Raw genomic sequence first — 21,964 nt, 5'->3', positions numbered from 1 at the left:
CCGAGAGCTTTGGTTTCGAAGGGGAAAACGCACTAAGGGTGTATCCCGTAGTAGTACCCAAGATGAACACCAGAACCACCCACCTCGACATCACGGGGATGAGCTGCGCCAACTGCTCGGCGAGCGTCGGCGACGCCGTGGAGTCGATAGACGGCGTCTCGCGTGCGGACGCGAACTACGCCACCGACGAGGCGACGGTCGAGTACGACCCGGAGGCGACGTCGCTCGCGGCGATCTACGACGCGATCGAGGACGCCGGCTACGGCGCGGTCTCGGAGACGGCGACCGTCGCGATCACCGACATGACGTGCGCGAACTGCGCGGACGCCAACCGCGACGCGTTAGCGTCCGTGCCCGGCGTCGTCGACGCCGACGTGAACTACGCGACCGACGAGGCGCAGGTGCGGTACAACCCCGCCGAGACCTCGCTGTCGGCGCTGTACGACGCCGTCGAGGACGCGGGCTACTCTCCCGTCCGAGAGGACGAGGGCGCGGACGGCGAGGGCGCCGACGGAGAGGGGGAGGGCTCCGGCGAGAGCGCGCGCGACGCGGCTCGGAACGCCGAGATACGAAAGCAGCGCCGGCTGACGCTGTTCGGGGCCGCGCTGTCCGCGCCGCTGCTCTTCTTCCTCGTCGACAACCTCCTCCTCGGGGGGGCGGTCGTGCCCGACCGGGTCTTCGGCGTCGGGATCCACTGGGTCGCGGCCGCGCTCGCGACACCGGTCCAGGTCGTGCTCGGTCGCCCGTTCTACGTGAACTCCTACAAGGCGCTCGTCACGAACGGGCGCGCCAACATGGACGTGCTGATCGCCCTTGGGTCGACGACGGCGTACGTCTACTCCGTCGCCGTCCTCCTCGACGTGGTCGCCGGGAGCGTCTACTTCGACACGGCGGCGCTCATCCTCGTCTTCATCACCCTCGGCAACTACCTCGAGGCCCGCTCGAAGGGGCAGGCCGGAGAGGCGCTCCGGAAGCTCCTCGAGATGGAGGCCGACACCGCGACCCTCGTCGACGGGGACGGGACCGAACGCGAGGTCCCGATCGACGAGGTCGCGGTCGGCGACCGGATGAAGGTCCGCCCCGGCGAGCAGGTTCCGACCGACGGCGTCGTCGTCGATGGGCAGTCCGCCGTCGACGAGTCGATGGTGACGGGCGAGTCGGTCCCCGTCGAGAAGTCGGAGGGCGACGAGGTCGTCGGCTCCACCATCAACGAGAACGGGCTCCTCGTCGTCGAGGCGACGAAGGTCGGTGCGGACACCGCGCTCCAGCAGATCGTCCAGACGGTGAAGGAGGCGCAGTCCCGCCAGCCCGAGATCCAGAACCTCGCTGACCGCATCTCCGCGTACTTCGTACCGGCGGTCATCGCGAACGCGCTGCTGTGGGGGATCCTCTGGTTCGCCTTCCCCGAGGCGCTCGCCGGCTTCGTCGACCGGCTCCCGCTGTGGGGCCAGGTCGCGGGCGGGCCCGCCCCGGTCGGCGGGTCGGTATCGGTGTTCGAGTTCGCGATCGTCGTCTTCGCCTCCTCGGTCCTGATCGCGTGTCCCTGCGCGCTCGGCCTCGCGACGCCGGCCGCGACGATGGTCGGGACCACCATCGGCGCGCAACACGGCGTCCTGTTCAAGGGCGGCGACGTGCTCGAACGCGCGAAGGACGTCGACACCGTGGTGTTCGACAAGACGGGAACGCTCACGGAAGGCGAGATGGAGCTCACGGACGTGGTCGCGGTCGGCAACGAGCGCGTCCCCGACGGCGGAGCGGTCGCCGAGGGCGAGGACGCGGCGGTGACCGGCGACGACGCCGCGACCGACGCGCGGGCCGACGAGGACGAGGTACTCCGGCTCGCCGCGAGCGCGGAGCGCGGCAGCGAACACCCGCTCGCTCAGGCGATCGTCGACGGCGCCGAGGCGCGCGGCCTCGACCTCGCCGACCCCGAATCGTTCGAGAACGTCCCCGGCCACGGGGTGAGAGCGACCGTGGGCGGCGACCGGGTACTGGTCGGGAACCGGAAGCTGCTGCGCGACAACGGGATCGACCCCTCGCCCGCCGCTGAGACGATGGAACGCTTAGAGGGCGAGGGGAAGACGGCGATGCTCGTCGCCCGAATTCGAGACGGCGCGGATGACGGGGAGCTCCTCGGCGTCGTCGCCGACGCCGACACGGTGAAACCGAGCGCGAAAGAGGCGGTGAGTCAGCTCCGGGACCGCGCTATCGACGTGATGATGATCACGGGGGACAACGAGCGCACGGCCCGCGCGGTCGCTGAGCGGGTCGGAATCGATCCCGACAACGTCCGCGCCGGCGTCCTCCCCGAGGACAAGTCAGACGCGGTCGAGGAGATCCAGGCCGACGGTCGCCGGGCGATGATGGTCGGCGACGGCGTCAACGACGCGCCGGCGCTCGCGGTCGCGTACGTCGGCACCGCCATCGGCTCCGGGACCGACGTGGCCATCGAGGCCGCCGACGTGACGCTGATGCGCGACGACCCGCTCGACGTCGTGAAGGCGATCCGCGTCTCCGACGCGACGCTCCAGAAGATCAAACAGAACCTCGTGTGGGCGCTCGGCTACAACACGGCGATGATCCCGCTGGCGTCGCTCGGGCTGCTTCAGCCCGTCCTCGCGGCCGGGGCGATGGCGTTCTCCTCGGTGTCGGTGCTGACGAACAGCCTCCTGTTCCGCCGGTACGACCCCGACGGCGACTACAGGCTCCTCGGCTTCCTGCGGCGCTGAGCGCGGCGCGATTTCTCCCCCGCCGGCGGTCCCGAAGCCCCAAGACGACGCGGCGCGTACGCCGGCACATGTCGACCCTCCTCGTCGTCGGCGGCAGCGGCTTCATCGGACGCGACGTCTGTCGGTTCGCGGTCCGCGACGGCCACGAGGTCCGAAGCGTCTCGCGGAGCGGCCGTCCCGACGTCGACGAGGCGTGGGCGGACGCCGTCTCGTGGACGAGCGCCGACCTCTTCCGCCCGAACGCGTGGCGCGACCGCCTCGACGGCGTCGACGCCGTGGTCCACTCGGTCGGGACGCTCACCGAGGCGCCGACGGAGGGGGTCACCTTCGAGCGCGTCAACGGGGACGCGGCCCTCCTCACGTCGCTGGAGGCGGAACGCGCCGGCGTCGACGCGTTCGTCTTCCTCTCGGCGGCGGCGAAGCCGCCCGGTATTCGAAACGCCTACCTGACGGCCAAGCGCCGCGCCGAGGCGTCCATCGCCGACCTCGACCTCGACGTGGTCACCCTCCGCCCGGGTCCCGTCTACGGAGCGGGACAGCCGCACCTCCCCGGCGTCGTCGACCGCGTCCTCCGGTTCGTCGCGAGCGCGCCGCCGCTCGCGTCGCGGCTCGGCGAGGCGCGGCCGCTCTCCGCCGACACCGTCGCGCGGGCGACGTACCGCGCCGCGCTGGACCCGGACGACCGCCTGCTCGACGTCTCCGATATTCGCGATCTCGCCGGGTGAGCGGCGGGGCGACTCCCGATCCAAAAACGTCCGTCAGCGCGCGCTGCGCTCCTTGGCCATCTCCAGCGAGACGAAGAAGCCGAAGTACGCCGGAATCCCCGCGAGCATGAACATGTACAGCACCCACTGCGGGGCCGTCGAGAAGGCGACGTTGTACAGCGAGGACGCGAGCCCCACCCACACGAGCGCGAACAGCAGGTCTTGGAGCATCCCGGTGCCGTTCTCGCTGAGCACGTGCCGGGCGCGGTCGGCGACGCTCGGGTCGGTCGGCTGGTCGTCAGGCGTCTCCGGGGCGTCCGAGTCGGGCATGAACTGAGTGTGGAAGAGGGGGTACGTCGGTGTTGCGGAATCGCGCGGCGTCGAGCGCGCGATGAAGCGGTTTGCGGGCCGCGACCTCAGTCCTCGTCGAGGTAGTCGACGACGAGGATCGGGACGTGCGTCGAGCGCAGGGTGCGCTCCGTGACGCTGCCCAGCAGCGCGCGGCGCACGCCGGCACGGCCGTGACTCCCCATCACGATGAGGTCGATGTCGTTGTCCTCGGCGTAGTCGCCGATCACCTTGTGCGGTCGGCCGCCCGAGACGTGTTCGACGATATCGACGCCGCGTTCGTCGCCGCGCGCGGCGACCACCCCGGTCGCCTCGTCGGCCTGCTCTTTCAGCTCGCCCATCTCGTCGAACCGGCCCTGCTTGAGCCGGTCGACCTGCTCGGTGCCGAGGCTGAAGTTCACGGAGTCGATGTCGACCACGTACAGCGCGTGGACCTCGGCGTCGTACTTCTCCGCGAGGTCGAGCGCGTGGTCGACAGCGGCCTCCGCGACGTCGCTGCCGTCAGTGGGAACGAGTATTCGGTCGTACATGGATTACTCCGCTTCCTCCGTGGTTTCGTCGTCCATTGCGCGGTCGCCATCGGCGGCCGCGTCGTCCATTGCGCGGCCGCCGTCGGTCGCCACGTCCTCGCCGCCGTCGGCGACGACGTCTTCGGCGGTCTCCTGCTGGCCCATCGGTTCGGGGCTGTGACACTGCCGGACGATCCGCTTCGTCTCCAGCGACGGCTCGTCGGTGGCCATCGAGACGGCGATGGTGACGACGAACACGATCGGGAGCGTGATGAGCGCCGAACCGATGGCGGGCATCCACGTCGCGAGCCCGGCCGACAGCGGCGCATCGAGGGAGCCGATGTACGTCGGGACGATCTGGTTGATCATCGGGATCGACCAGAGCGTCAGCCCGGTCGTCATGCCCGCGAGCGCGCCCTGCCGGTTCGCGTTCTCCCACCACATGCCGAGGAAGAACATCGGGAACAGCACGGAGCCGGCGAGCGAGAACGCGTACCCGACGAGCGCGGCGATCGAGGACGCGGGGTTGAGCGCCGCCAGCGTCGTCAGCGCGCCCAGCGCGACGATCGAGAGGCGGCCGACGAGGATCTGCTGGCGCTGCGTCGCGTCCTCGTTGATGATGTTCGTGTAGATGTCGTGGCTGATCGCCGACGAGCCGGCGATGAACAGCCCGGCGACCGTCGCGATGGCGGCAGCGATACCGCCCGCCGCGACGATGCCGACGAACCAGGACGGGAGTCCGGACAGCTGCGCCGCCAGCACGACGATGACCTCGCTGGCTGCCCCAGTCATCCCGGGGTCACCGTACGTCGCGCCGACGTTCTGCGAGTAGAGGTCGGTCCCGAACGCCGCGAACGCGGGAGCGCTCCAGTAGAGGATGCAGATGAAGAACAGCCCCCAGACCGTCGACCAGCGGGCCGTCCGCTCGCTCTCGACCGTGTAGAACCGGACGAGCACGTGCGGGAGCCCGCAGGTGCCGACGATGAGCGAGAACGTCGTCGCGACCCAGAGGTAGTAGCTCGACCCGGCGAACGGCTCGGAGAACTCGCTGCCGAGCTGGCTGATCAGCGCGCCGTACTCGAGCTGCGGCAGCACCGTGGAGTAACCGTTCGTGTAGCCGACGACGAACAGCCCCACGACGAACGCGAGGATGAGGATGACGTACTGGACCGCCTGGTTCTTCGTGGCGCCCAGCATCCCGGACAGCGTCAGGTAGCCGACGGTGACGACCATCATGGCGACGACCATCACCTGGTACCCGTCGAGGCCGGGGATGAGGCCCCCGTAGTTACCGAAGATGTACAGGCCGACCAAGGCCATCCCCTTCGCCTGCCCGATGGCGTAGACGAAGCCGATGAGGAACGTCGTCACCGCCGCGATGGCGCGCGCGGTGTCGGAGTTGAATCGGTCGCCGACGAAGTCCGGCGCCGTGTACTTCCCGAACCGACGCAGCTGCGCGGCGAGGAAGATGAGCAGGATGAAGTAGCCCGTCGTCCAGCCGACGACGAACACGAGCCCGTAGAATCCGGCCAGCGCGATCGAGGCCGCCATCCCGAGATAGGACGCCGCGGACATCCAGTTGGCCCCGATCGCCATCCCGTTCTCGACGTTCCCGATGGACCGGCCCGCCACCCACATGTCGTCGGTGTCGGCCACGCGGAAGACGAAGCCGATCGTGAGGAACAGCCCCAACATCCCGATCACGAGGAGCGCCGGTCCCAGCTTGAACGAGATGTCGAGCGCCTCCGGAAGGAGGTCGCTCTGGAGGAGGATCGAACTCGCCGTCATTCGTCGGACCCTCCGTCGGTCGCGACGTCAGCCGTGCCGTGCTCGATACCGTACTTCTCGTCGAGCGCGTCCCGCTTGCGCGAGTACCAGAACGCTAAGATCAGCGCGCTGGTCGGCGCGCCGAACGCGACGAGGAAGTAGTGGAGCGGGAACTGAAGGATCGGCATCGACTGCGTCATCGGACCGGGAGCGATCCGGGTCAGGGTCACCGGCCCCCACACCGCGAGGACCCAAATGGCGAACCCGGACCACACGATTCGCAGGTGATCGCGCATGTACGGCGTGCTCGGATTCAGGATGTTCACCTCCGCTCCGAGGTAGTCGGTATTGTTGTGCGTCTGTGCGGCTCCCGAGGAGGCGACGCCGCCGTCGGTGGCCGCGTCGTTCGTTGCGCGCCCCCCGTCGGTGGCCGCGTCGTTCGCTGCGCGCCCCCCGTCGGTGGCCGCGTCGTCAGTTTCGCGGCCACTATCGGTGACCGCGTCGTCTCGTTCGCGTGAGGTATTATCTGTCATGTTTTGTCGTGTGTTGGGAATCGTTTATCTCGTTTTTTTCGTGATGATTGTCGTCGTGTGGTCCGGTGTGGTCGTGAGTGGAACAGCTGAAAACGGCTCGCCGAGCGCTACTCGGCGTCGGCCTTCTGTTGGATCTCCTCGACGATCTCGGGGTTCCGCAGCGTGCTCGTGTTCCCGAGCTCCTCGCCGTCGGCGATGTTCTCCAGCAGGCGGCGCATGATCTTCCCGGACCGGGTCTTCGGCAGGTCGGGCGTGAACACGACCTGCTCGGGCCGGGCGATCGGGCCGATGGCGTCCTCGACGGCCGCGACGATCGTCTCGCGGAGCTCCTCGTTGCCCTCGTAGCCGTCCTCGGTGGTGACGTAGGTGTACACCGCCTCGCCTTTGATGTCGTGGTTGCCGCCGACGACCGCGGCCTCGGCGACGCCCTCGACGCCGACGATCGCCGACTCGATCTCCATCGTCCCCAGCCGGTGGCCGGAGACGTTGAGCACGTCGTCCACGCGGCCGAGGACGGTGATGTAGCCGTCGTCGTCGATCTTCGCCCCGTCCTCCGGGAAGTACACCCAGTCGTCGGGGTCGTCGCTGTCGGTGTCGGAGTACTCCGCCCAGTACTCCTCGATGTAGCGCTCGTCGTTGTTGTACAGCGTCCGGAGCATGCCGGGCCACGGCTTCTGTACCGTGAGGTAGCCGGCCTTTCCGGGCTCTACCTCGTCGCCGAGCGTGTCGAGGATCTGGACGTCGAGCCCCGGCAGCGGCGGCCCCGCGGCGCCGGGCTTCATGTCCTTGACGCCGGGCAGCGTCGTCACCATCATCCCGCCGGTCTCGGTCTGCCACCACGTGTCGACGACGGGACACTCCTCGTCGCCGATGTGCTGGTAGTACCACTTCCACGCGCGGGGGTTGATCGGCTCGCCGACCGTGCCGAGCAGCCGCAGCGAGGAGAGGTCGTGGCGGTCCGGGAACTTCGAGCCCCACTTCATGAACGCCCGAATCGCGGTCGGAGCGGTGTACAGCTGGGTCGCCTCGTGCTCCTCGACGATCTCCCAGAGGCGGTCGCGCTCCGGGTGGTCCGGCGTCCCCTCGTACATCATCGTCGTCGTGCCGAGCGAGAGCGGCCCGTAGACGATGTACGAGTGCCCCGTGATCCAGCCGATGTCGGCCGAACAGAAGTACGTGTCATCCGGCTTGATGTCGAGGACCGACTGCGAGGTCCACGACACCCACGAGAGGTAGCCGCCGGTCGTGTGTTTCACGCCCTTCGGCTTCCCGGTCGTCCCCGAGGTGTACATCAGGAACAGCATGTCCTCGGCGTCGCGCGTGACCGGCTCGACCTCGGCGCCCTCGTGTTCCGCGACGAGGTCGCCGTAGTCGATCTGGTCGTCGCCGAGGTCGTGGCCGAAGCCGTCGCCGTTCGGCCCGAGCCGGTCGACGACCACCGTGGTCGTGTCGTGGTCGACGCCCGCGAGCCCCTCGTTCGCCTTGTCGAGGTGGTCGAGCGGGTCGCCGCGGCGGTAGTAGCCGTCGCAGGTGACGAGGTACTCGGAGTCCGCGGCGTTCATCCGCGTCGCCAGTGCGTCGGCCGAGAACCCGGCGAACACGACGCTGTGGGGCGCGCCGATGCGCGCACACGCCAGCATCGCGATCGGCAGCTCCGGGATCATCGGCATGTACATCGTGACGACGTCGTCCTCCTCGACGCCCTGCTCCCGGAGGGCGGCCGCGAACTCGTTCACCTCGCGGTGGAGCTCCTCGTACGTGTACGTGCGGTCGTCCTCGTCGACCGGCTCGCCGACCCACTCGATTGCGGCCTCGTCGCCGCGCTCGTCGAGGTGTCGGTCGAGGCAGTTCGCCGACGCGTTCAGCTCGCCGCCCGTGAACCACTCGTAGAACGGCGGGTTGCTGTCGTCGAGCACCTGGTCGTAGTCGGTTTCCCACTCCAGCAGGTCGGCGGCCGTCTCCCAGCACTCGGGCCAGTTCTCCTCGAACTCCTCGTATATCTCCGGGTCGGAGACGTTCGCCTGCTCGACGAACGACTCCGACGGCTCGAATACCTCCTGTTCCGCGAGTCTCGCTTCCAGTTGGCCGTCTCCCTCTGTCATGGTACGGTCGTACCCAACCAATATCGCCATATAAACGCTGACGCTAAATACGAAAAATCGTGATAGACTCTCTCCGGCCCGGCGCTGGTGTCTCAGCGGGCGACGAGGGTCCCGTGGGAGCGACGACCCCGCCGCGGCCAAGCGATTCGGCCGGTCACCCGCCGGGCGGGGTCGCCCGCTCGTCGCCATCCCGAATCGGTCGGTCCGCGTCGTCTTCGAAGACGCCGTCGAGGAGGGCGCGCTGCGCCTTGCGAAGGTGGTTGTGGAACGTCGGCGACGAGACGCCCATCGCGTCGGCCACCTCCTCGGCCGTGCTCCCCCGCGGCCAGTCGAAGTAGCCGCCGTGGTACGCCGCCGACAGCGCGGCCCACTGGCGGTCGGTGAACCTGTCGGCGACCCCGTCACGCAGCGACGACTCCGTTCGCGGCGAACGCGCGACCGACTCCTTGCTCGCGAGCCTGACGTCCGCGAACCGGTCGCGGAGCCCGTCCGCGACGGGGCGGACGTTCGTCCCCTCGGGGAAGTCAGCGACGACGCGGACCCGGCCGTCGGCGGCCGACGCGTCGCGCACGGTCGCGCCGTGGTCGATGAGCGCCCTGACGAGCGACCCGTCCGCGAGGCGGACCGACGCCGAACAGCCGTCCTCGCCGGTCTCAATCACCCGGAAGTCGGAGACGCCCGGCGCCGACTCGACGACCGCCGCGACGTCCTGCGGGCGGGCCCCGTCGACGGAGAGGTACGCCCGGGAGACGTCGTCGTCGACGTCGACGGTCGACGCCAGTTCGATCCGGCAGCCCAGCCGCTCGCTCGCGCGGGCGAGGAACGCGCGTTCGTCGGTCGTGTGGAACTCGACCTCCGTGACCGCGTCGGAGTGGAGCAGCTCCCGCCACCGGTCGGCGGTGATCGCGCGGCCGAGACAGCCCCCGAGGGCGGCGAGCGCTCGGCGTTCGGGCTCGCCGACCGGGTCGCCGTCGGCCGCGACGACGCAGAGCGCGCCGTGGACCACGCCCTCGTAGGCCGCGGGAACCGCGACGGCGGGCCGTCCCGCGGTCCCCTGACGGCCGTCGGTCGCGGCGGGCGCGCCGTCCGTGATGGCGTCCAACCAGGGGCCGCCGGCGGTCACGCCGCGGTCCGCGAGCGTCTCTCGGTCGACGCCCGCCGCCGTGGCCACGTCGGCCCGCTCCCCGCCGACCGCCCGGCGGACGACCCACGCCTCGGCCCAGCGGTCCGCCTCGGTCAGCCCGGAGGCGACGGCAGCCGGGGGGGCCGCTGACCCCGGGTCCGCGAGCGCCTCGAACCCCGGGAGGACGGTCCGCGTCGCCCGTTCCGCCGACGGGTCAGGGGTCCCCTCGTCGCCGGCGATAGCGGCCGCGAGGGCCTCTCCGTCGAGCGGGTCGAGGTACGGGTCGAGCGTGCCGAGCGACTCCCAGCCGCCGGCGTCGCGGACCGCGCGCGGATCGACGCCGCGGTCGACGAGCTGCCGCCGCGCGAACGTCTTTCGGAGGGCGCTGGGGGTGACCCGCTCGTCGAGCGCGGCGTCGGTGAGGCCGGCCGCCCGCGCCGCGGTCTCGCTCACGATCATCTGGACGCGCCGGGGCGAGACGTCGACGTACGGGTCGTCCTCGTCGAGCTCCTCGCTCGTCGCGTACCGGTCCAGGTCGGCCGCCAGCGACGCCGGAACGACGGTCTCGCGGTCGACCGGCTCGTCGTCGGACAGGCGCGATTCGCCGCCCGCGCTCTGGTCGTCGCCCGCGGGGACCGCGAGGAGGCGCGCGCCCGCGACCGACTCCGCCCCGCGCAGGTGTCGCGGCGCGACGCGGGTGATCTCCTCGGTGCGGAGTCCGGCCTCGCCCGCCAGCCTGACGACGAGCGCCGCGCGATACGTCTCCGCGGCGGTGACGAGCGCGTCGTAGGTGTCCGCGTCGAGGCCGTCGACCATTCGTTTCGGAATACAACAGGTAGCCGAAACAAAACTGTTCCGGAAAACGCCACCTTCGCGACGGGTCCTCCCGCTCTTTGGCGAAAGCACCCCTCTCCGCGGTCGCGTCTCGATCGAAGGGTTTCGGTTCTGTTCTGCGCTCCGAAACGAGGTCGCCGTCAGCCGGACGCGCCGACGCCTCAGGAGACGTCGTCCCACAGCCGCTCGTGGCCGTGGTACGTGAGCGGCTTCGAGACGGTGGTCACGAGACCGGTGCTCGCCGCCTGCCCGACGTCGCCGACGACGAGAAACGCGACCGCGACCGTCACCATCAGCGCCAGGTAGCGACCGGTCTCGACGACCGCCCGGCGACGGGCCTGTATCGCCTCCCGCGAGAAACCGGCAGCTCCCATGCCGGTCGATTCGGTCGCCGCGAATACGTACGTGGGACCCGCGTCAGAATGCGTTTACAGAGACCAGATTCACCTACTCATGTCTCGCACGGTCGACTCGATCTCGCCCACGACCTCGGGGTTTCGGAGCGCGCTCACGTCGCCGAACTCCTCGCCGCGGGCGATGTCCTCCAGCAACCGCCGCATGATCTTCCCCGATCGCGTCTTCGGGAGTTCGGGGGTGAACACGACCCGGTCCGGGCGCGCCACGTCGCCGACGGTGCTCGCCAGCCGGTCCGCGACCGCGTCGCGGAGGGGCTCGTCGGGCTCGACCCCGCTCTTCGTCGTCACGTACGCCACGATGTGCCCGTCGCCGTCGCCGACGACCGCGGCCTCGGTCACGCCGTCGGCGTCGACGATGGCCGCCTCCAGCTCGCCGGTGTTGAACCGCTGCGCGCGGACGTTGATCACGTCGTCGACGCGGCCGAGGATCGTGACGTAGCCGTCCTCGTCGACGGTCGCGCCGTCGCCGGTGCGGTAGCGCCAGCCGTCCTCGCCCTTCACCCAGTACTCCCGCAGGTAGCGCTCGTCCCCCTCGCGGAGCCCGCGAAGCATGCCGGGCCACGGGGAGGCGAGCGTGAGGTACCCCGACTCGCCGGGGTCGACCGGCTCGCCGTCCTCGTCGACGACCCGGGCGTCGATGCCCGGCAGCGGCGGGCCGACCTTCCCCGGCTTCATCGGCGTGATCCCCGGGAGGGTGGCGAGCGAGATGGCCCCCGTCTCCGTCTGCCACCACGTGTCGACGACGGGGACGTCGCCGCCGCCGACGTGGTCGCGGTACCAGCGCCACGCCTTCGGCGTGATCGACTCGCCGACGGTCCCCAGCAGGCGGATCGACGAGAGGTCGTGCGACTCGGGGTACTCCGCGCCCCACTTCATGAACGACCGGATCGCGGTCGGCGAGGTGTAGAAGACGCTCACCGCGTTGCGCTCGATAAGGTCCCAGACGCGGTCGCGGTCCGGGTAGTCGGGCGACCCCTCGTACAGCACGGTGGTCGTCCCCGTCGCGAGCGGGCCGTACACGCCGTACGAGTGGCCCGTGATCCAGCCGATGTCGGCGGCGCACCAGTAGGTGTCCTCCGGGCGCACGTCGAGGACGTTCCGGGTCGTCCACGCGACGTGCGCGAGGTACCCCCCGGTCGCGTGCTCGACGCCCTTCGGCCGCCCGGTCGTCCCCGAGGTGTACATCACGAAGAGGAGGTCGGTCGCGTCGCGGGCGACCGGCTCGACCGTCTCCCCGTCGTGCGCGTCGACGAGCGCGTCGTACTCGTGTTCGTCGTCGCCCAGCGAGACGGCCAGCTCGTCGCCGAGGCGGTCGACGACGACCGCGGCCGACAGCTCCCCCTCGGCGCGGATCCGGGCGTTGTCCGCCTTCGACTTCTGGTTGAACGCGTCCTCCCGGCGGTAGTAGCCGTCGCAGGTGATCAGGTACTCGGAGTCGGCCGCGTCGATCCGGGTCGCGAGCGCCTCCGCGGACAGCCCCGCGAAGACGACGTTGTGCGGCGCGCCGATGCGAGCGCACGCCAGCATCGCGATCGGCAGCTCCGGGACCATCGGCAGGTACAGCGTGACCACGTCGTCCTCCTCGACGCCGAGCTCGCGGAGCCCGGCCGCGACCGCGTTCACCTCGCGGTGGAGGTCGAGGTACGTGTACGACCGGCGCTCGCCCCGCTTCCCGAACCACCGGATCGCGAGCTGGTTCCGGCGGTCGTCCAGGTGCCGGTCGACGCAGTTCGCCGCGGCGTTGAGCCGCCCGTCCGGGAACCACTCGTAGAAGGGGGGGTGGGAGTCGTCGAGGACCGTCTCGTACTCGCGGTCCCACGTCAGGAGGTCGGCGGCCTCTCGCCACGCTTCCGGCCCCTCGCGGTCGAACCGCTCGTACACCGCGGGGTCGCTCGCGGCGGCTCGCGTCCGGAAGTCGGCCGGCGGTGGGACGGCGTCCTCGTCCCGCTCGACGAGCCGACCGTCGGTCCCGGGATCGTCCATGACACTGTATGGCCCGCGGAGGCCCGTATACTTTGTCCGGGTCGCCGCCGAGCGAGTCGGCGCCGAGCAAGAGTCGGCGTCGAACGCGGCGGCCCGCCGAGAGCGGCCGGTCGCCCCCGCTCAGGCCGACTCCTCGGCGGGCGGCGCCGAGAGCTCGGCGGCCTTCGCCCGGGCGCGGGCGACGATGGAGGGCTTCGCCTCGAAGTCGACGGTCACCTGGTCGCCCGCGTACGTCTCCTCGGCGACGTGCCCGTGGTCGTGGACCCACGAGACGAGGCTCATCGCGTCGTCCGAGACCGGGAGGACGAGCCGCTCGCGCTCCCAGTCCGGGAGCTCGTCCTCGACGCGGTCGCGGAGCTCCGCCACGCCCGCGCCCGTCTTCGCCGAGACGGCGACCGGGTCGGGCGCGACGCCCGAGAGCGCGCCGCGCTTGTCGGCGAGCTCCCCGGGCGCAAGCCGGTCGATCTTGTTGAACACGGTGACGACGGGCGCCTCGTTGCGCTCGTAGAGGGTGTCGTGGCTCGTCACGAGCTTCTCGCGCATCTCCTCGACCGGCTCGCTGGCGTCCACGACGAGCAGCACGAGGTCGGCGCGGTAGACGGAGTCGAGCGTCGACTCGAACGACTCCACGAGCCAGTGGGGGAGGTCCGCGATGAAGCCGACCGTGTCGGTGAGGAGGACGTCGCGCTTCTCCATCTCGGCCCGGCGCGTCGTCGTCCCGAGCGTCGTGAACAGCATGTCCTGCGACTCGGCGGTGGTGTCGAGGTCGCGGTGGCGCTCGTCGTTCTCGTCGACGGCCAGCTCGTCGGCGAGCTGGCGCATCAGCGTCGACTTCCCCGCGTTGGTGTAGCCGGCGAGCGCGACGAGGTCGAACCCGGAGTCGCGGCGCTGCTCGCGGCGCGCCTCCTCCTTCTCCGCGATCGACTCCAGCTCGTCGCGGATCTCGGAGATCTGCCGCTTGATGTCGCGCTCGACGCTCTCGTCGTACTCTCCGAGCCCCATGAACCCGGGCCGCTCGTCGCGTTTCGCCAGGCTCGCCTTCGCCTCCGCGCGGGGCAGCTCGTACCGGAGCTCCGCGAGCTCGACTTGGAGCTGCGCCTTCCGCGTGTTGGCTCGCTGGCCGAAGATCTCCAAGATGAGCGTGAACCGGTCGACGACCTCGACGCCCTCGGGGAGCTTCCCGCCGATGTTGAACGTCTGGTACGGGCCAACGTCGTTGTCGATGATCACGGCGTTCGCGTCCGTCCGGCGGACGAGGTCGCGCAGCTCCGCGACCTTCCCCTCGCCGAACATGAAGGCGGCGTCCTCGGTGCGCGTCTGGGTGAGCTCGCCGACCACGTCGTAGCCCGCAGCGGCCGCGAGCTGTCCGATCTCGGTGAGATCGGCATCCCCGGAGTCGACGCGCTTGGCGACGACTGCGCGGCGTCCCTCGGTCGACGACTCGGCGTCGGCGTCCGCTCTCCCGGTGCCCTCGCTCATCGGAGGAGGTCCCGGGCGGCGTACGCGGCGTGGTGTGCTGCCTGCACTGTTTCGCGCTCGCCTATGCTCTCGACGTATTTAAAGTCGGGCTGAAAGCTGAGTCCGACGCGTTCCGCCGGCTCTTCGTAGAACTCGCCGCCCTCGGCCACGACCGGCCCCTCGGGCGGTGAAGGGAGGTCGCCGACCGCCTCCGCTGCGAGCGCGACGGTCGCCTCCAGCGTCGGCCCCTCGCGCGCCGCCGCGAAGCCAATTCCCTCCACCGACCGGATCCGCGCGGAGTCGACCCGCGCGTGGACCGCGGCCGCGACCATCAGGTACTCGCCGTCCTCCTCGTGACGGCCGCTGATGTCCACGCCGACGACCTCAGGGGCGGGAGCGGTTCACCACGGTTCGACCGGTCCGCGCGTCCGCGTCGAGTGCCTGTGCGTCCATGCGAATACGTTAGTCACCCGGCGAATTGAACGTTTCCGTCGGGCGTTCGACAGCGGTGGCGCTCAGTCCCGGAGGTCGTCGACGACGGCCCCGATCCGCTCGACCGCCTCGTCGACGTCGGTCTCGTCGACGTCGAGGTGCGTGGTGAACCGCGTCGTGTAGTCCGCGAACTCGACGCAGCCGACGCCGGCCTCCTTGCACGCCGCGTAGAGCGACTCGGCCGGGACCCCGGCCTCCTCGGTGTGCGCGACGACGATGTTCGTGTCGGGCGCGGGCGCGTCGACGCCGTCGAGCGCGTCGAGGCCGGCCGCGAGCCGCTCCGCGTTGGCGTGGTCCTCGGCGAGGCGGTCGACGTTCTCCAGCGCGCGGAGCGCGGGGGCGGCGATCATGCCGGCCTGGCGCATCCCGCCGCCGAACAGCTTGCGGACGCGGCGCGCGTCCTCGACGAACGCCTCGTCGCCGGCGAGGATCGAGCCGACGGGCGCGCCGAGCCCCTTCGAGAGGCAGAAGGTGACGCTGTCGACGGGCGCGACGATCTCGCTCGCGTCGACGCCGAGCGCGACCGCGGCGTTGAACACGCGCGCGCCGTCAAGGTGGACCGGAACGCCGGCGTCGCGGGCGGCCTCGGCGGCGGCCGCGATCCGGTCGACCGGGACCGCCTTGCCGCCGCGGTAGTTATGGGTGTTTTCCAGAGAGAGGAGGCCGGTCCCTGGTCGGTGGAGGTCCTCGTCGACGAGTCCCTCGCGGACCGCCTCGGGGGTCGGGACGCAGCGCTCGCCGGCGTCGATCGTCCGGGTCTGGACGCCGGAGAGCTTGGCCGCGCCCGCCAGTTCCCAGCGGTAGATGTGGGACTCGCGCTCCAAGAGGAGTTCCTGGCCCGGCTCCGTGTGCGCGTGGACCGCGATCTGGTTCGCCATCGTCCCGGAGGGGACGTACAGCGCGGCCTCGGTGCCGACCGCCTCGGCCGCGCGGCGCTCCAGCTCGTTGACGGTCGGGTCGTCGCGGTACACGTCGTCGCCGACCTCGGCGGTCGCGGCCGCGTCGCGCATCTCGTCCGAGGGCGCCGTGACGGTGTCGGACCGCAGGTCGATGAAGTCGTCGTCGGACATCGGTTGTCTGTCGTTCCGCGGCGGCGGGCATATATCCCGCGCTCGGCGAACGCCCTCGGAGACCGACCGTTTCCGACGGTCCCGAGGCCGATCCACCCGGTTCCGCGTTCGGTCCCTATTTAACGACAGCGGCCGATCCGTGGCGTATGGCAACGGAAGCCGCGCCAGACGACGCAGCCGACGCACCGGACGCCTACGACGCCCTCCTCGACCGCGTCCAGCGGTGGAACGCGGTCGGCAGCGCCTCCGGCGTCCTCGGCTGGGACCAACAGGTGATGATGCCCGAGGGCGGGACACCCGCTCGGTCGAAGCAGCTCTCGGCGCTCTCCTCGGTCCACCACGACATGGTCACCGCCGACGAGACGGGCGAGCTGCTCGACGAGCTCGACGACGCAGACCTCACGGACGAGCAGGCGGCGGTCGTCCGCGAGGTCCGCCGCGAGTACGAGCGAGCCGACGCCGTCCCGGTCGAGCTCGTCGAGGAGATCTCCGAGACCGGCTCCGAGGCGCTCCAGGCGTGGGAGGAGGCGAAGGCCGAGGACGACTTCGACGAGTTCGCCCCCTACCTCGAGAAGCACGTCGAGCTCAAACGCGAGTACGCCGAGCACATCGACCCCGACCGCGACCCCTACGAGGTCCTCTTCGAGGAGTTCGAGCCGTGCCTCTCGATGGAGCGCGCCGAGTCGATCCTCACGGAGCTCCGCGAGGCGCTCGTCCCGATGATCGAGGAGATCCGCGAGTCCGACGTCGAGCTCGCCGTCGACACGTTCGAGGGGACGTTCCCCGAGGACGAGCAGGAAGCGCTCTCGCGGGAGGCGCTCGAACTCGTCGGCTACGACTTCGACCGCGGCCGCCTCGACGTCTCCTCGCACCCGTTCACCTCGGGCAACCAGTTCGACTGCCGCGTGACGACCCGCTTCGACGAGAACGACCCGCTCGGCGCCGTCGGCTCGACGATCCACGAGTTCGGCCACGCGCAGTACAACCTCGGGCTCCCGCAGGAGCACTTCGGCACGCCGCTCGGCGAGTCGCGCGACCTCTCGGTCCACGAGTCGCAGTCGCGCCTCTGGGAGAACCACGTCGGGCGCAGCGAGGCGTTCTGGGAGGAGTTCCTCCCCGTCTTCCAGGAGCACTTCCCGCAGACGGAGGAGGCGACGGTTCGAGACGCCTACGAGGCGTTCAACCAGGTGTACGAGGACAACCTCATCCGCGTCGAGGCCGACGAGCTCACCTACCACCTCCACATCGTGATCCGGTTCGAGATCGAGCGCGACCTGATCCGCGGCGACCTCGACGTCGAGGACGTGCCCGGGGTCTGGAACGACAAGTACGAGGAGTACCTCGGCATCCGACCCGACACCGACAGCGAGGGCTGCCTCCAGGACATCCACTGGAGCCACGGCAACTTCGGCTACTTCCCCACCTACTCGCTGGGCTCCGTGATGGCCGCCCAGCTGTTCGAGGCCGCCGAGGACGAGATCGACGACCTCCACGGGAAGATCGCCGACGGCGAGTTCGGCGACCTCCACGACTGGCTCGGCGAGAACGTCCATCAGCACGGCTCCCGCTACGAGACCAACGAGCTGGTGGTGCGCGCGACCGGCGAGGACTTCTCGGCGGACGCGTTCCTCGACTACGTCGACGAGAAGTACGGCGAGCTGTACGGGATCTGAGTCGCTCCGTTCCCGCTAACTCGCGTTTATATTCCCAGCCGGAACCCGGTCATCAACACGATGAGGACGAGCATCACGGCGCCCTCGAACAGCCCGACCACGAGGTTCTTCTTCTCGATCGATTCGAGCCGCGAGGCGTCCGGGTCCGGCGACAGCGTCTCGTAGTACGCGCTGAGCTGGAGCCGGTGCGGGACGGCCAGCCCGAACGCGAACAGCCCCCAGCCGAGCCCGAGCGCGAGCCCCGACCACGTCCCGCCGAAGCCGTAGCCGAGCCCGAGGTCCGGCGTCAGCAGGACCGTCCCGGACAGCACCGTCGTCAGCGAGAAGCCGACGAGGAAGAAGACGGCCTTCGGAATCAGCGTCCTGTTCACCGCGGCCGACGCCTCCTCGTCGAGGCCGCCCAGCGTCGGCCCGATGATCGCCGGGAAGATGATCGCGAACCCGAACCACACCGCGCCGGCGGCGACGTGCGTGTAGAAGAGCAGTTCGGTGTTCGCGAGCGCGAGGCTCGCGGCGAGAAAGGCCAGCGGCACGAGGAAGCTCCCGGCCGCGAACGCCGGGTTCGCGGCGTCCGCGAGGTGGCGAACTCGGTCGACGAATCCCGACTCAGCGACGTGACGGCTGCCTTCGTCAGCGACGGCCATGGACGCCGGATCCCGAGTCTCCGTCAAATGCGTTCTGGTCGACACGATCGCGGCCGGTTCTCGGCGATGACCACGCGCTTACCGCCCCAGTACTCCGGTGAGTACTCGTGGTTGGTGGTTCAGCGCTCTCGATCGCTCAGTACAGAGGAAGAGAGGAGCGATAGCGGGAGTACGTGTAGTACGTCGTGAGTGAGGCCATTTATAAATAGAATCTCGGTTTTGCCGTTGGCTGTTTATAAATGCTTGAGGCTGGTGGGATGAGGATCTCCAAAGCCCCAGTCGCGACGGCTCGCGCGCCTTGCTGCGCTCCTCAGTCGCTCGTTTCACTCGCTCCTTGCGGTGCTTACTGCGGCGTGCTTCGCCCTCGCGACTGCCCCTTTGAGTCCTCCCCCGACCGCCCAGCACCGCAGCCTCAGGCCTCCCCAGCCTCGTCAGTCGCCTCCGCTTCGCTCCGGCGACTGACTCCCTCGCGGGCTGGCTCGCGGCCTCCGCTTCGCTCCGGCCGCTCGCAGGCGCGCCACCGCCTGCCATTTATAAATACACGTCGCCGTCGCTCACGATCATTTAAATACCGTTTCGTCGCCAGCGATATGCGATACTCACTCCGAAATCGATCAAGAAGCACGCTTCAGCTATCGGCTGTTCCAGGCCTGTCGGTGTTTATAAAGAGAAATTTAACAGCGCCCTCCGGTCGCGAGACCCCGATTACTTCTCGATGATGCTCTCCTCGACGGCCTCGCCGAAGTGACGCGCCACGTCCTCGTAGTAGACGAGCGCCTCGTCGCCGGGCTCGACGTCGGTGACGGCCTTCCGCCCCTCGCTCGTAGCGATCTTCACGGTCTCGGCGTTCTGGATGAGCGTCTCGATCCGGTCGGTGCCGTCGTCGGTCTCGATCTCGGCCTGGATCCGGAACATCGGGCGTTTCTCGATCTTCACCCGGCCCACGACCGCCTCGCGGGTGTGGCCGTCGGTGTCGATGACCTGGACCTCGTCGCCGCTCGACAGCTCCGCGAGGTAGTTCGTGCCGCCCTCGGCGTTGCGGACGTACGCGTGGACCGCGCCAGCGTTCACGCGGAACGGTCGCGAGGCGACGTACGGCGACTCCGCGGTCTCGGCGTGGACGAAGAAGAGCCCGCGCGACATCGAGCCGACGAGCATGCCCTCGCTGTCGTCCATCAGCGACCCCGTGTCGATGCAGACGCGGTCCGCCATCCCGGTCTGTTCGACCTCGGTCACCTCGGCGTGCCGGAGGTCCAGCGTCTCGCGGTCGGCCGCGTCGCGGGCCTCGACCGCACCGCGGATCTCGTCGGGCGAGTCGGCGTCGAGCAGGACGCCGTCGGCGCCGATCTCCAGCGTCTCGAACGCGGTCCGGGCCTCTGCGGCGGTCGTCGCGCCCGCGACGAGGTGCGTCTCGTCGCCGACCCGGGCGATGAGGTTCTCTAAGGGGATGATCGACCAGTCCTCGCCGATGACCACGGTGAACTCGGCCTCGTCGGCCGCGGCCTCGGCGAACTCCTCGTACTCGGTGCCGAGGACGCGGACGTACGCGCCCTGCGCGCGGTCGTCGCGGCGGCGCAGCGTGGTCAGGTCCGCCGACCCGGAGAAGTCGTCCGGCATCGAGACCGTCCCGTCGCCCTCGCCGCCCTTGCCGACGAAGTACGCGTCGGCCTCGACGTCGCTCTCGGCGTCGTCGATCACGTCGGCGTCCGAGCGGAACGCCGCCACGTTCACGTCGCCGAGCTCCCGGACGCGGCCGACGTCGCCCTCGTCGACGAGCACCCAGTCCGCGCCGGCCTCGATGGCCGTCGTGACCCGTCGCTTGCGCGCCTCCCAGTCGCCGACGTCGCCGTCGGCTTTGACCCAGACCGTGCGTGTCATTGTCGAATCGTCGCGGCGCGCCGGCTTGAAAACTGCGAAAGGGTCGGGCGTTGCGGGCGGCGGCCCGGCAGACGACAAAGCACTTATCGGTGAGATAGTATCGTCTGACACACGCCCCCGTATGACGCAACCAAGCCAGCGCCTCTCGGACGCGGGGTCCCGGTACGCCGCGGCGCGCGAGTCCCTGCGCGAACGCGCGCGGCCACACCTCGGGATCGACCCGCGGGCGCTCGGCGCGTTCCGGATCGCGGCGGCGCTGGTGATCCTCTCTGACCTGCTGATCTACCGACTTCCGGCGGTGCGGACGTTCTACACGGACGACGGCGTCCTCCCCCGCGCGACGCTCGCCGAGGTCTTCCCGCTGTTGGAGCGGGCGTCCCTCTACGCGATTTCCGGATCGGCGCGGGTACAGACGGGGCTGCTCGCGGTTACCGCCGTCGCCGCCGCCTGCCTGCTGGTCGGCTATCGCACGCGGGCGGCGGCGGGCCTCTCGGTCCTCCTGCTCGCGTCGCTGTACGCGCGGAACCCGTACGTGCTCAACGGCGGGAACACGGTGCTTGTCGCCTTCCTGTTCTTGAGCCTCTTCCTCCCGCTTGACGCCCGCTGGTCGCTCGGTGCGGGCCGCCGGAGCGTTCGCGGGGAGCCGAACGACGCTGACGGAGGTGCGGGCGCCGGGGGAGGCGACGCCGGTGACCGGCGGATCTGTACGATCGGCACGGCCGTCACGCTCCTGACGCTCGTGTCGATATACGCGGCGAACGCGGTCTCGAAGTACCGGAGCGGCGCCTGGATGTCGGGGACTGCCGTCCCCCGGATCTTCCAGCTGGGCGAGTTCACCGTCGGGCTGGGGCCGCTCGTCTCGGAGTACACCGCGGCCCTCACCGCGATCAACTGGCTCTGGATCGCGCTCCTCTCCGTCTCCCCTCTACTGGTCGTCACGACCGGGCGGCGCAGGACCGGGATCGCCCTCGCGTTCGTTTCCGCCCACCTCGGCATGGCCGCGACGATGCGGCTCGCGGTGTTCCCGTACGTCATGAGCGCGGTCCTGCTCCTGTTCCTCCCGCCCGACGCGTGGGACCGCGTCGAGGCCGTCGCGTCGAGGGTCTCCGAGTCCGCGGGGCTCGCGGGGACCGATCGGTCACACCGGAGCGACGGCGGGACCGACGCACGGACCCCGTCTCCGACCCCGTCGCGGACCCGCCGCGGGATCAGGGCGGGCGCCGCCGCGCTGCTCGTCGGCTTCTTCCTCGCGCTCGTGTGGTGGCAGGCGGCGGGGGTCGGGCTCGTCGACCTCCCGGCACAGGAGTCGACCGGACAGCTGTCGGAGGTGAGCTGGTCGTTCTTCGCCCCGAACCCACCGGACGCCTCGGGCTGGTACGTCGTCGCGGGGACGCTGGAATCCGGCGAGACGATCGACCTGCGCGACGGCGGCGCGGTCTCGTACGACCGGCCGCCGGACGCGGCGGAGACGTATCCGTCGACCCTCTGGCACCAGTTCGGCTTCAGAATGAAGAGCGCCGGCGAGTCGCAGTATCGGCCGGTGGCGGCGTACGCCTGCGAGCGATCGGACCGCGACTTAGAATCCGTCGCGGTCGTCCACGTCGAACAGCCCGTCGACTCGGACGGCCCGGTCGGGGAACCGGACGCGGAAGAGCGAGTGCGCGTCGCCTGCTGAGGCGGATCCCGAGCGCGATCGACCCC

General features: G+C 70.1%; 17 protein-coding genes. 4 read left to right on the top strand and 13 right to left on the bottom strand.

Features of this window, described 5'->3' with window-relative positions; all coding sequences use genetic code 11:
• The first annotated feature begins 62 nt into the window (after nucleotides 1-62).
• The gene (locus C470_RS01860) at nucleotides 63-2,729 is read left to right on the top strand and encodes a heavy metal translocating P-type ATPase (RefSeq protein WP_008364841.1); all 2,667 of its coding nucleotides are present in this window, start codon (nucleotides 63-65) and stop codon (nucleotides 2,727-2,729) included.
• A gap of 68 nt (nucleotides 2,730-2,797) precedes the next feature.
• Nucleotides 2,798-3,454, top strand: a complete 657-nt coding sequence (locus C470_RS01855) for an NAD-dependent epimerase/dehydratase family protein (protein ID WP_004595819.1) — start codon at nucleotides 2,798-2,800, stop codon at nucleotides 3,452-3,454.
• Between the two features lie 33 nt (nucleotides 3,455-3,487).
• Here the strand turns inward: C470_RS01855 and C470_RS01850 are convergent, their stop codons facing one another.
• The 11 genes from C470_RS01850 to C470_RS01800 form a co-directional block, all read right to left on the bottom strand.
• Complete coding sequence (locus tag C470_RS01850; protein WP_004595818.1) at nucleotides 3,488-3,763, bottom strand: hypothetical protein; 276 nt, start codon at nucleotides 3,761-3,763, stop codon at nucleotides 3,488-3,490.
• 86 nt (nucleotides 3,764-3,849) lie between these two features.
• Nucleotides 3,850-4,311: a universal stress protein gene (locus tag C470_RS01845; protein WP_004595817.1), complete on the bottom strand. Its 462-nt coding sequence runs from the start codon at nucleotides 4,309-4,311 to the stop codon at nucleotides 3,850-3,852.
• Nucleotides 4,312-4,314: 3 nt separating this feature from the next.
• Nucleotides 4,315-6,078 carry a VC_2705 family sodium/solute symporter gene (locus C470_RS01840; RefSeq protein ID WP_008364839.1) on the bottom strand — a complete coding sequence of 588 codons (1,764 nt, stop codon included), beginning with the start codon at nucleotides 6,076-6,078 and terminating at the stop codon, nucleotides 4,315-4,317.
• Entirely contained in the window at nucleotides 6,075-6,590 is a 516-nt protein-coding gene (locus C470_RS01835; protein ID WP_004595815.1) for a DUF4212 domain-containing protein, read from the bottom strand. Before C470_RS01835 ends, C470_RS01840 begins: the two co-directional genes overlap by 4 nt.
• A 107-nt stretch (nucleotides 6,591-6,697) precedes the next feature.
• Entirely contained in the window at nucleotides 6,698-8,692 is a 1,995-nt protein-coding gene (gene acs, locus C470_RS01830; protein ID WP_007344596.1) for an acetate--CoA ligase, read from the bottom strand.
• A 154-nt stretch (nucleotides 8,693-8,846) separates the two neighbouring features.
• A complete protein-coding gene (locus C470_RS01825; RefSeq protein WP_008364837.1) occupies nucleotides 8,847-10,631 on the bottom strand; it encodes a bacterio-opsin activator domain-containing protein in 1,785 nt (594 codons plus the stop codon).
• Nucleotides 10,632-10,810: 179 nt separating this feature from the next.
• The gene (locus C470_RS01820) at nucleotides 10,811-11,023 is read right to left on the bottom strand and encodes a DUF2061 domain-containing protein (RefSeq protein WP_008364835.1); all 213 of its coding nucleotides are present in this window, start codon (nucleotides 11,021-11,023) and stop codon (nucleotides 10,811-10,813) included.
• Nucleotides 11,024-11,092: 69 nt separating this feature from the next.
• Nucleotides 11,093-13,048 carry an acetate--CoA ligase gene (acs, locus tag C470_RS01815; RefSeq protein WP_008364833.1) on the bottom strand — a complete coding sequence of 652 codons (1,956 nt, stop codon included), beginning with the start codon at nucleotides 13,046-13,048 and terminating at the stop codon, nucleotides 11,093-11,095.
• A 120-nt stretch (nucleotides 13,049-13,168) separates the two neighbouring features.
• Nucleotides 13,169-14,527, bottom strand: a complete 1,359-nt coding sequence (gene hflX, locus C470_RS01810) for a GTPase HflX (RefSeq protein ID WP_008364832.1) — start codon at nucleotides 14,525-14,527, stop codon at nucleotides 13,169-13,171.
• Nucleotides 14,524-14,880, bottom strand: a complete 357-nt coding sequence (locus C470_RS01805; RefSeq protein ID WP_008364830.1) for a DUF2209 family protein — start codon at nucleotides 14,878-14,880, stop codon at nucleotides 14,524-14,526. The genes hflX and C470_RS01805 overlap by 4 nt, the downstream gene beginning before the upstream one ends.
• A gap of 141 nt (nucleotides 14,881-15,021) precedes the next feature.
• Complete coding sequence (locus tag C470_RS01800; RefSeq protein ID WP_008364828.1) at nucleotides 15,022-16,068, bottom strand: threonine aldolase family protein; 1,047 nt, start codon at nucleotides 16,066-16,068, stop codon at nucleotides 15,022-15,024.
• A 146-nt stretch (nucleotides 16,069-16,214) separates the two neighbouring features.
• On the opposite strand from C470_RS01800, the gene C470_RS01795 reads away from it, so the two are divergent.
• Nucleotides 16,215-17,741, top strand: coding sequence for a carboxypeptidase M32 (locus C470_RS01795; protein WP_008364827.1), 1,527 nt, complete (start codon nucleotides 16,215-16,217; stop codon nucleotides 17,739-17,741).
• Between the two features lie 26 nt (nucleotides 17,742-17,767).
• Here the strand turns inward: C470_RS01795 and C470_RS01790 are convergent, their stop codons facing one another.
• Both C470_RS01790 and C470_RS01785 read right to left on the bottom strand, forming a co-directional pair.
• Nucleotides 17,768-18,385, bottom strand: coding sequence for a hypothetical protein (locus C470_RS01790; RefSeq protein ID WP_008364825.1), 618 nt, complete (start codon nucleotides 18,383-18,385; stop codon nucleotides 17,768-17,770).
• 705 nt (nucleotides 18,386-19,090) lie between these two features.
• Complete coding sequence (locus C470_RS01785; RefSeq protein ID WP_008364823.1) at nucleotides 19,091-20,263, bottom strand: 3-dehydroquinate synthase II; 1,173 nt, start codon at nucleotides 20,261-20,263, stop codon at nucleotides 19,091-19,093.
• A 121-nt stretch (nucleotides 20,264-20,384) separates the two neighbouring features.
• Between C470_RS01785 and C470_RS01780 the strand changes: the two genes are divergently transcribed.
• On the top strand, nucleotides 20,385-21,938 hold the full coding sequence (locus C470_RS01780) for an HTTM domain-containing protein (RefSeq protein WP_008364822.1): 1,554 nt from the start codon (nucleotides 20,385-20,387) through the stop codon (nucleotides 21,936-21,938).
• Nucleotides 21,939-21,964 lie beyond the last annotated feature (26 nt).

The sequence above is a fragment of the Halorubrum distributum JCM 13561 genome (assembly GCF_000337395.1).
GTDB classification, from domain to species: domain Archaea; phylum Halobacteriota; class Halobacteria; order Halobacteriales; family Haloferacaceae; genus Halorubrum; species Halorubrum distributum.
This window is presented reverse-complemented; position numbering and strand designations above follow the sequence as displayed.

Excerpts from the sequence above, each read along its gene's own strand:
- C470_RS01845 (WP_004595817.1), bottom strand. The coding sequence starts at position 4,311 with ATGTACGACCGAATACTCGTTCCCACTGACGGCAGCGACGTCGCGGAG.
- C470_RS01820 (WP_008364835.1), bottom strand. The coding sequence starts at position 11,023 with ATGGGAGCTGCCGGTTTCTCGCGGGAGGCGATACAGGCCCGTCGCCGG.
- C470_RS01855 (WP_004595819.1), top strand. The coding sequence starts at position 2,798 with ATGTCGACCCTCCTCGTCGTCGGCGGCAGCGGCTTCATCGGACGCGAC.
- acs (WP_007344596.1), bottom strand. The coding sequence starts at position 8,692 with ATGACAGAGGGAGACGGCCAACTGGAAGCGAGACTCGCGGAACAGGAG.
- C470_RS01835 (WP_004595815.1), bottom strand. The coding sequence starts at position 6,590 with ATGACAGATAATACCTCACGCGAACGAGACGACGCGGTCACCGATAGT.
- C470_RS01780 (WP_008364822.1), top strand. The coding sequence starts at position 20,385 with ATGACGCAACCAAGCCAGCGCCTCTCGGACGCGGGGTCCCGGTACGCC.
- C470_RS01795 (WP_008364827.1), top strand. The coding sequence starts at position 16,215 with ATGGCAACGGAAGCCGCGCCAGACGACGCAGCCGACGCACCGGACGCC.
- C470_RS01790 (WP_008364825.1), bottom strand. The coding sequence starts at position 18,385 with ATGGCCGTCGCTGACGAAGGCAGCCGTCACGTCGCTGAGTCGGGATTC.
- C470_RS01825 (WP_008364837.1), bottom strand. The coding sequence starts at position 10,631 with ATGGTCGACGGCCTCGACGCGGACACCTACGACGCGCTCGTCACCGCC.
- C470_RS01850 (WP_004595818.1), bottom strand. The coding sequence starts at position 3,763 with ATGCCCGACTCGGACGCCCCGGAGACGCCTGACGACCAGCCGACCGAC.
- C470_RS01860 (WP_008364841.1), top strand. The coding sequence starts at position 63 with ATGAACACCAGAACCACCCACCTCGACATCACGGGGATGAGCTGCGCC.
- acs (WP_008364833.1), bottom strand. The coding sequence starts at position 13,048 with ATGGACGATCCCGGGACCGACGGTCGGCTCGTCGAGCGGGACGAGGAC.
- C470_RS01840 (WP_008364839.1), bottom strand. The coding sequence starts at position 6,078 with ATGACGGCGAGTTCGATCCTCCTCCAGAGCGACCTCCTTCCGGAGGCG.
- C470_RS01785 (WP_008364823.1), bottom strand. The coding sequence starts at position 20,263 with ATGACACGCACGGTCTGGGTCAAAGCCGACGGCGACGTCGGCGACTGG.
- C470_RS01800 (WP_008364828.1), bottom strand. The coding sequence starts at position 16,068 with ATGTCCGACGACGACTTCATCGACCTGCGGTCCGACACCGTCACGGCG.
- hflX (WP_008364832.1), bottom strand. The coding sequence starts at position 14,527 with ATGAGCGAGGGCACCGGGAGAGCGGACGCCGACGCCGAGTCGTCGACC.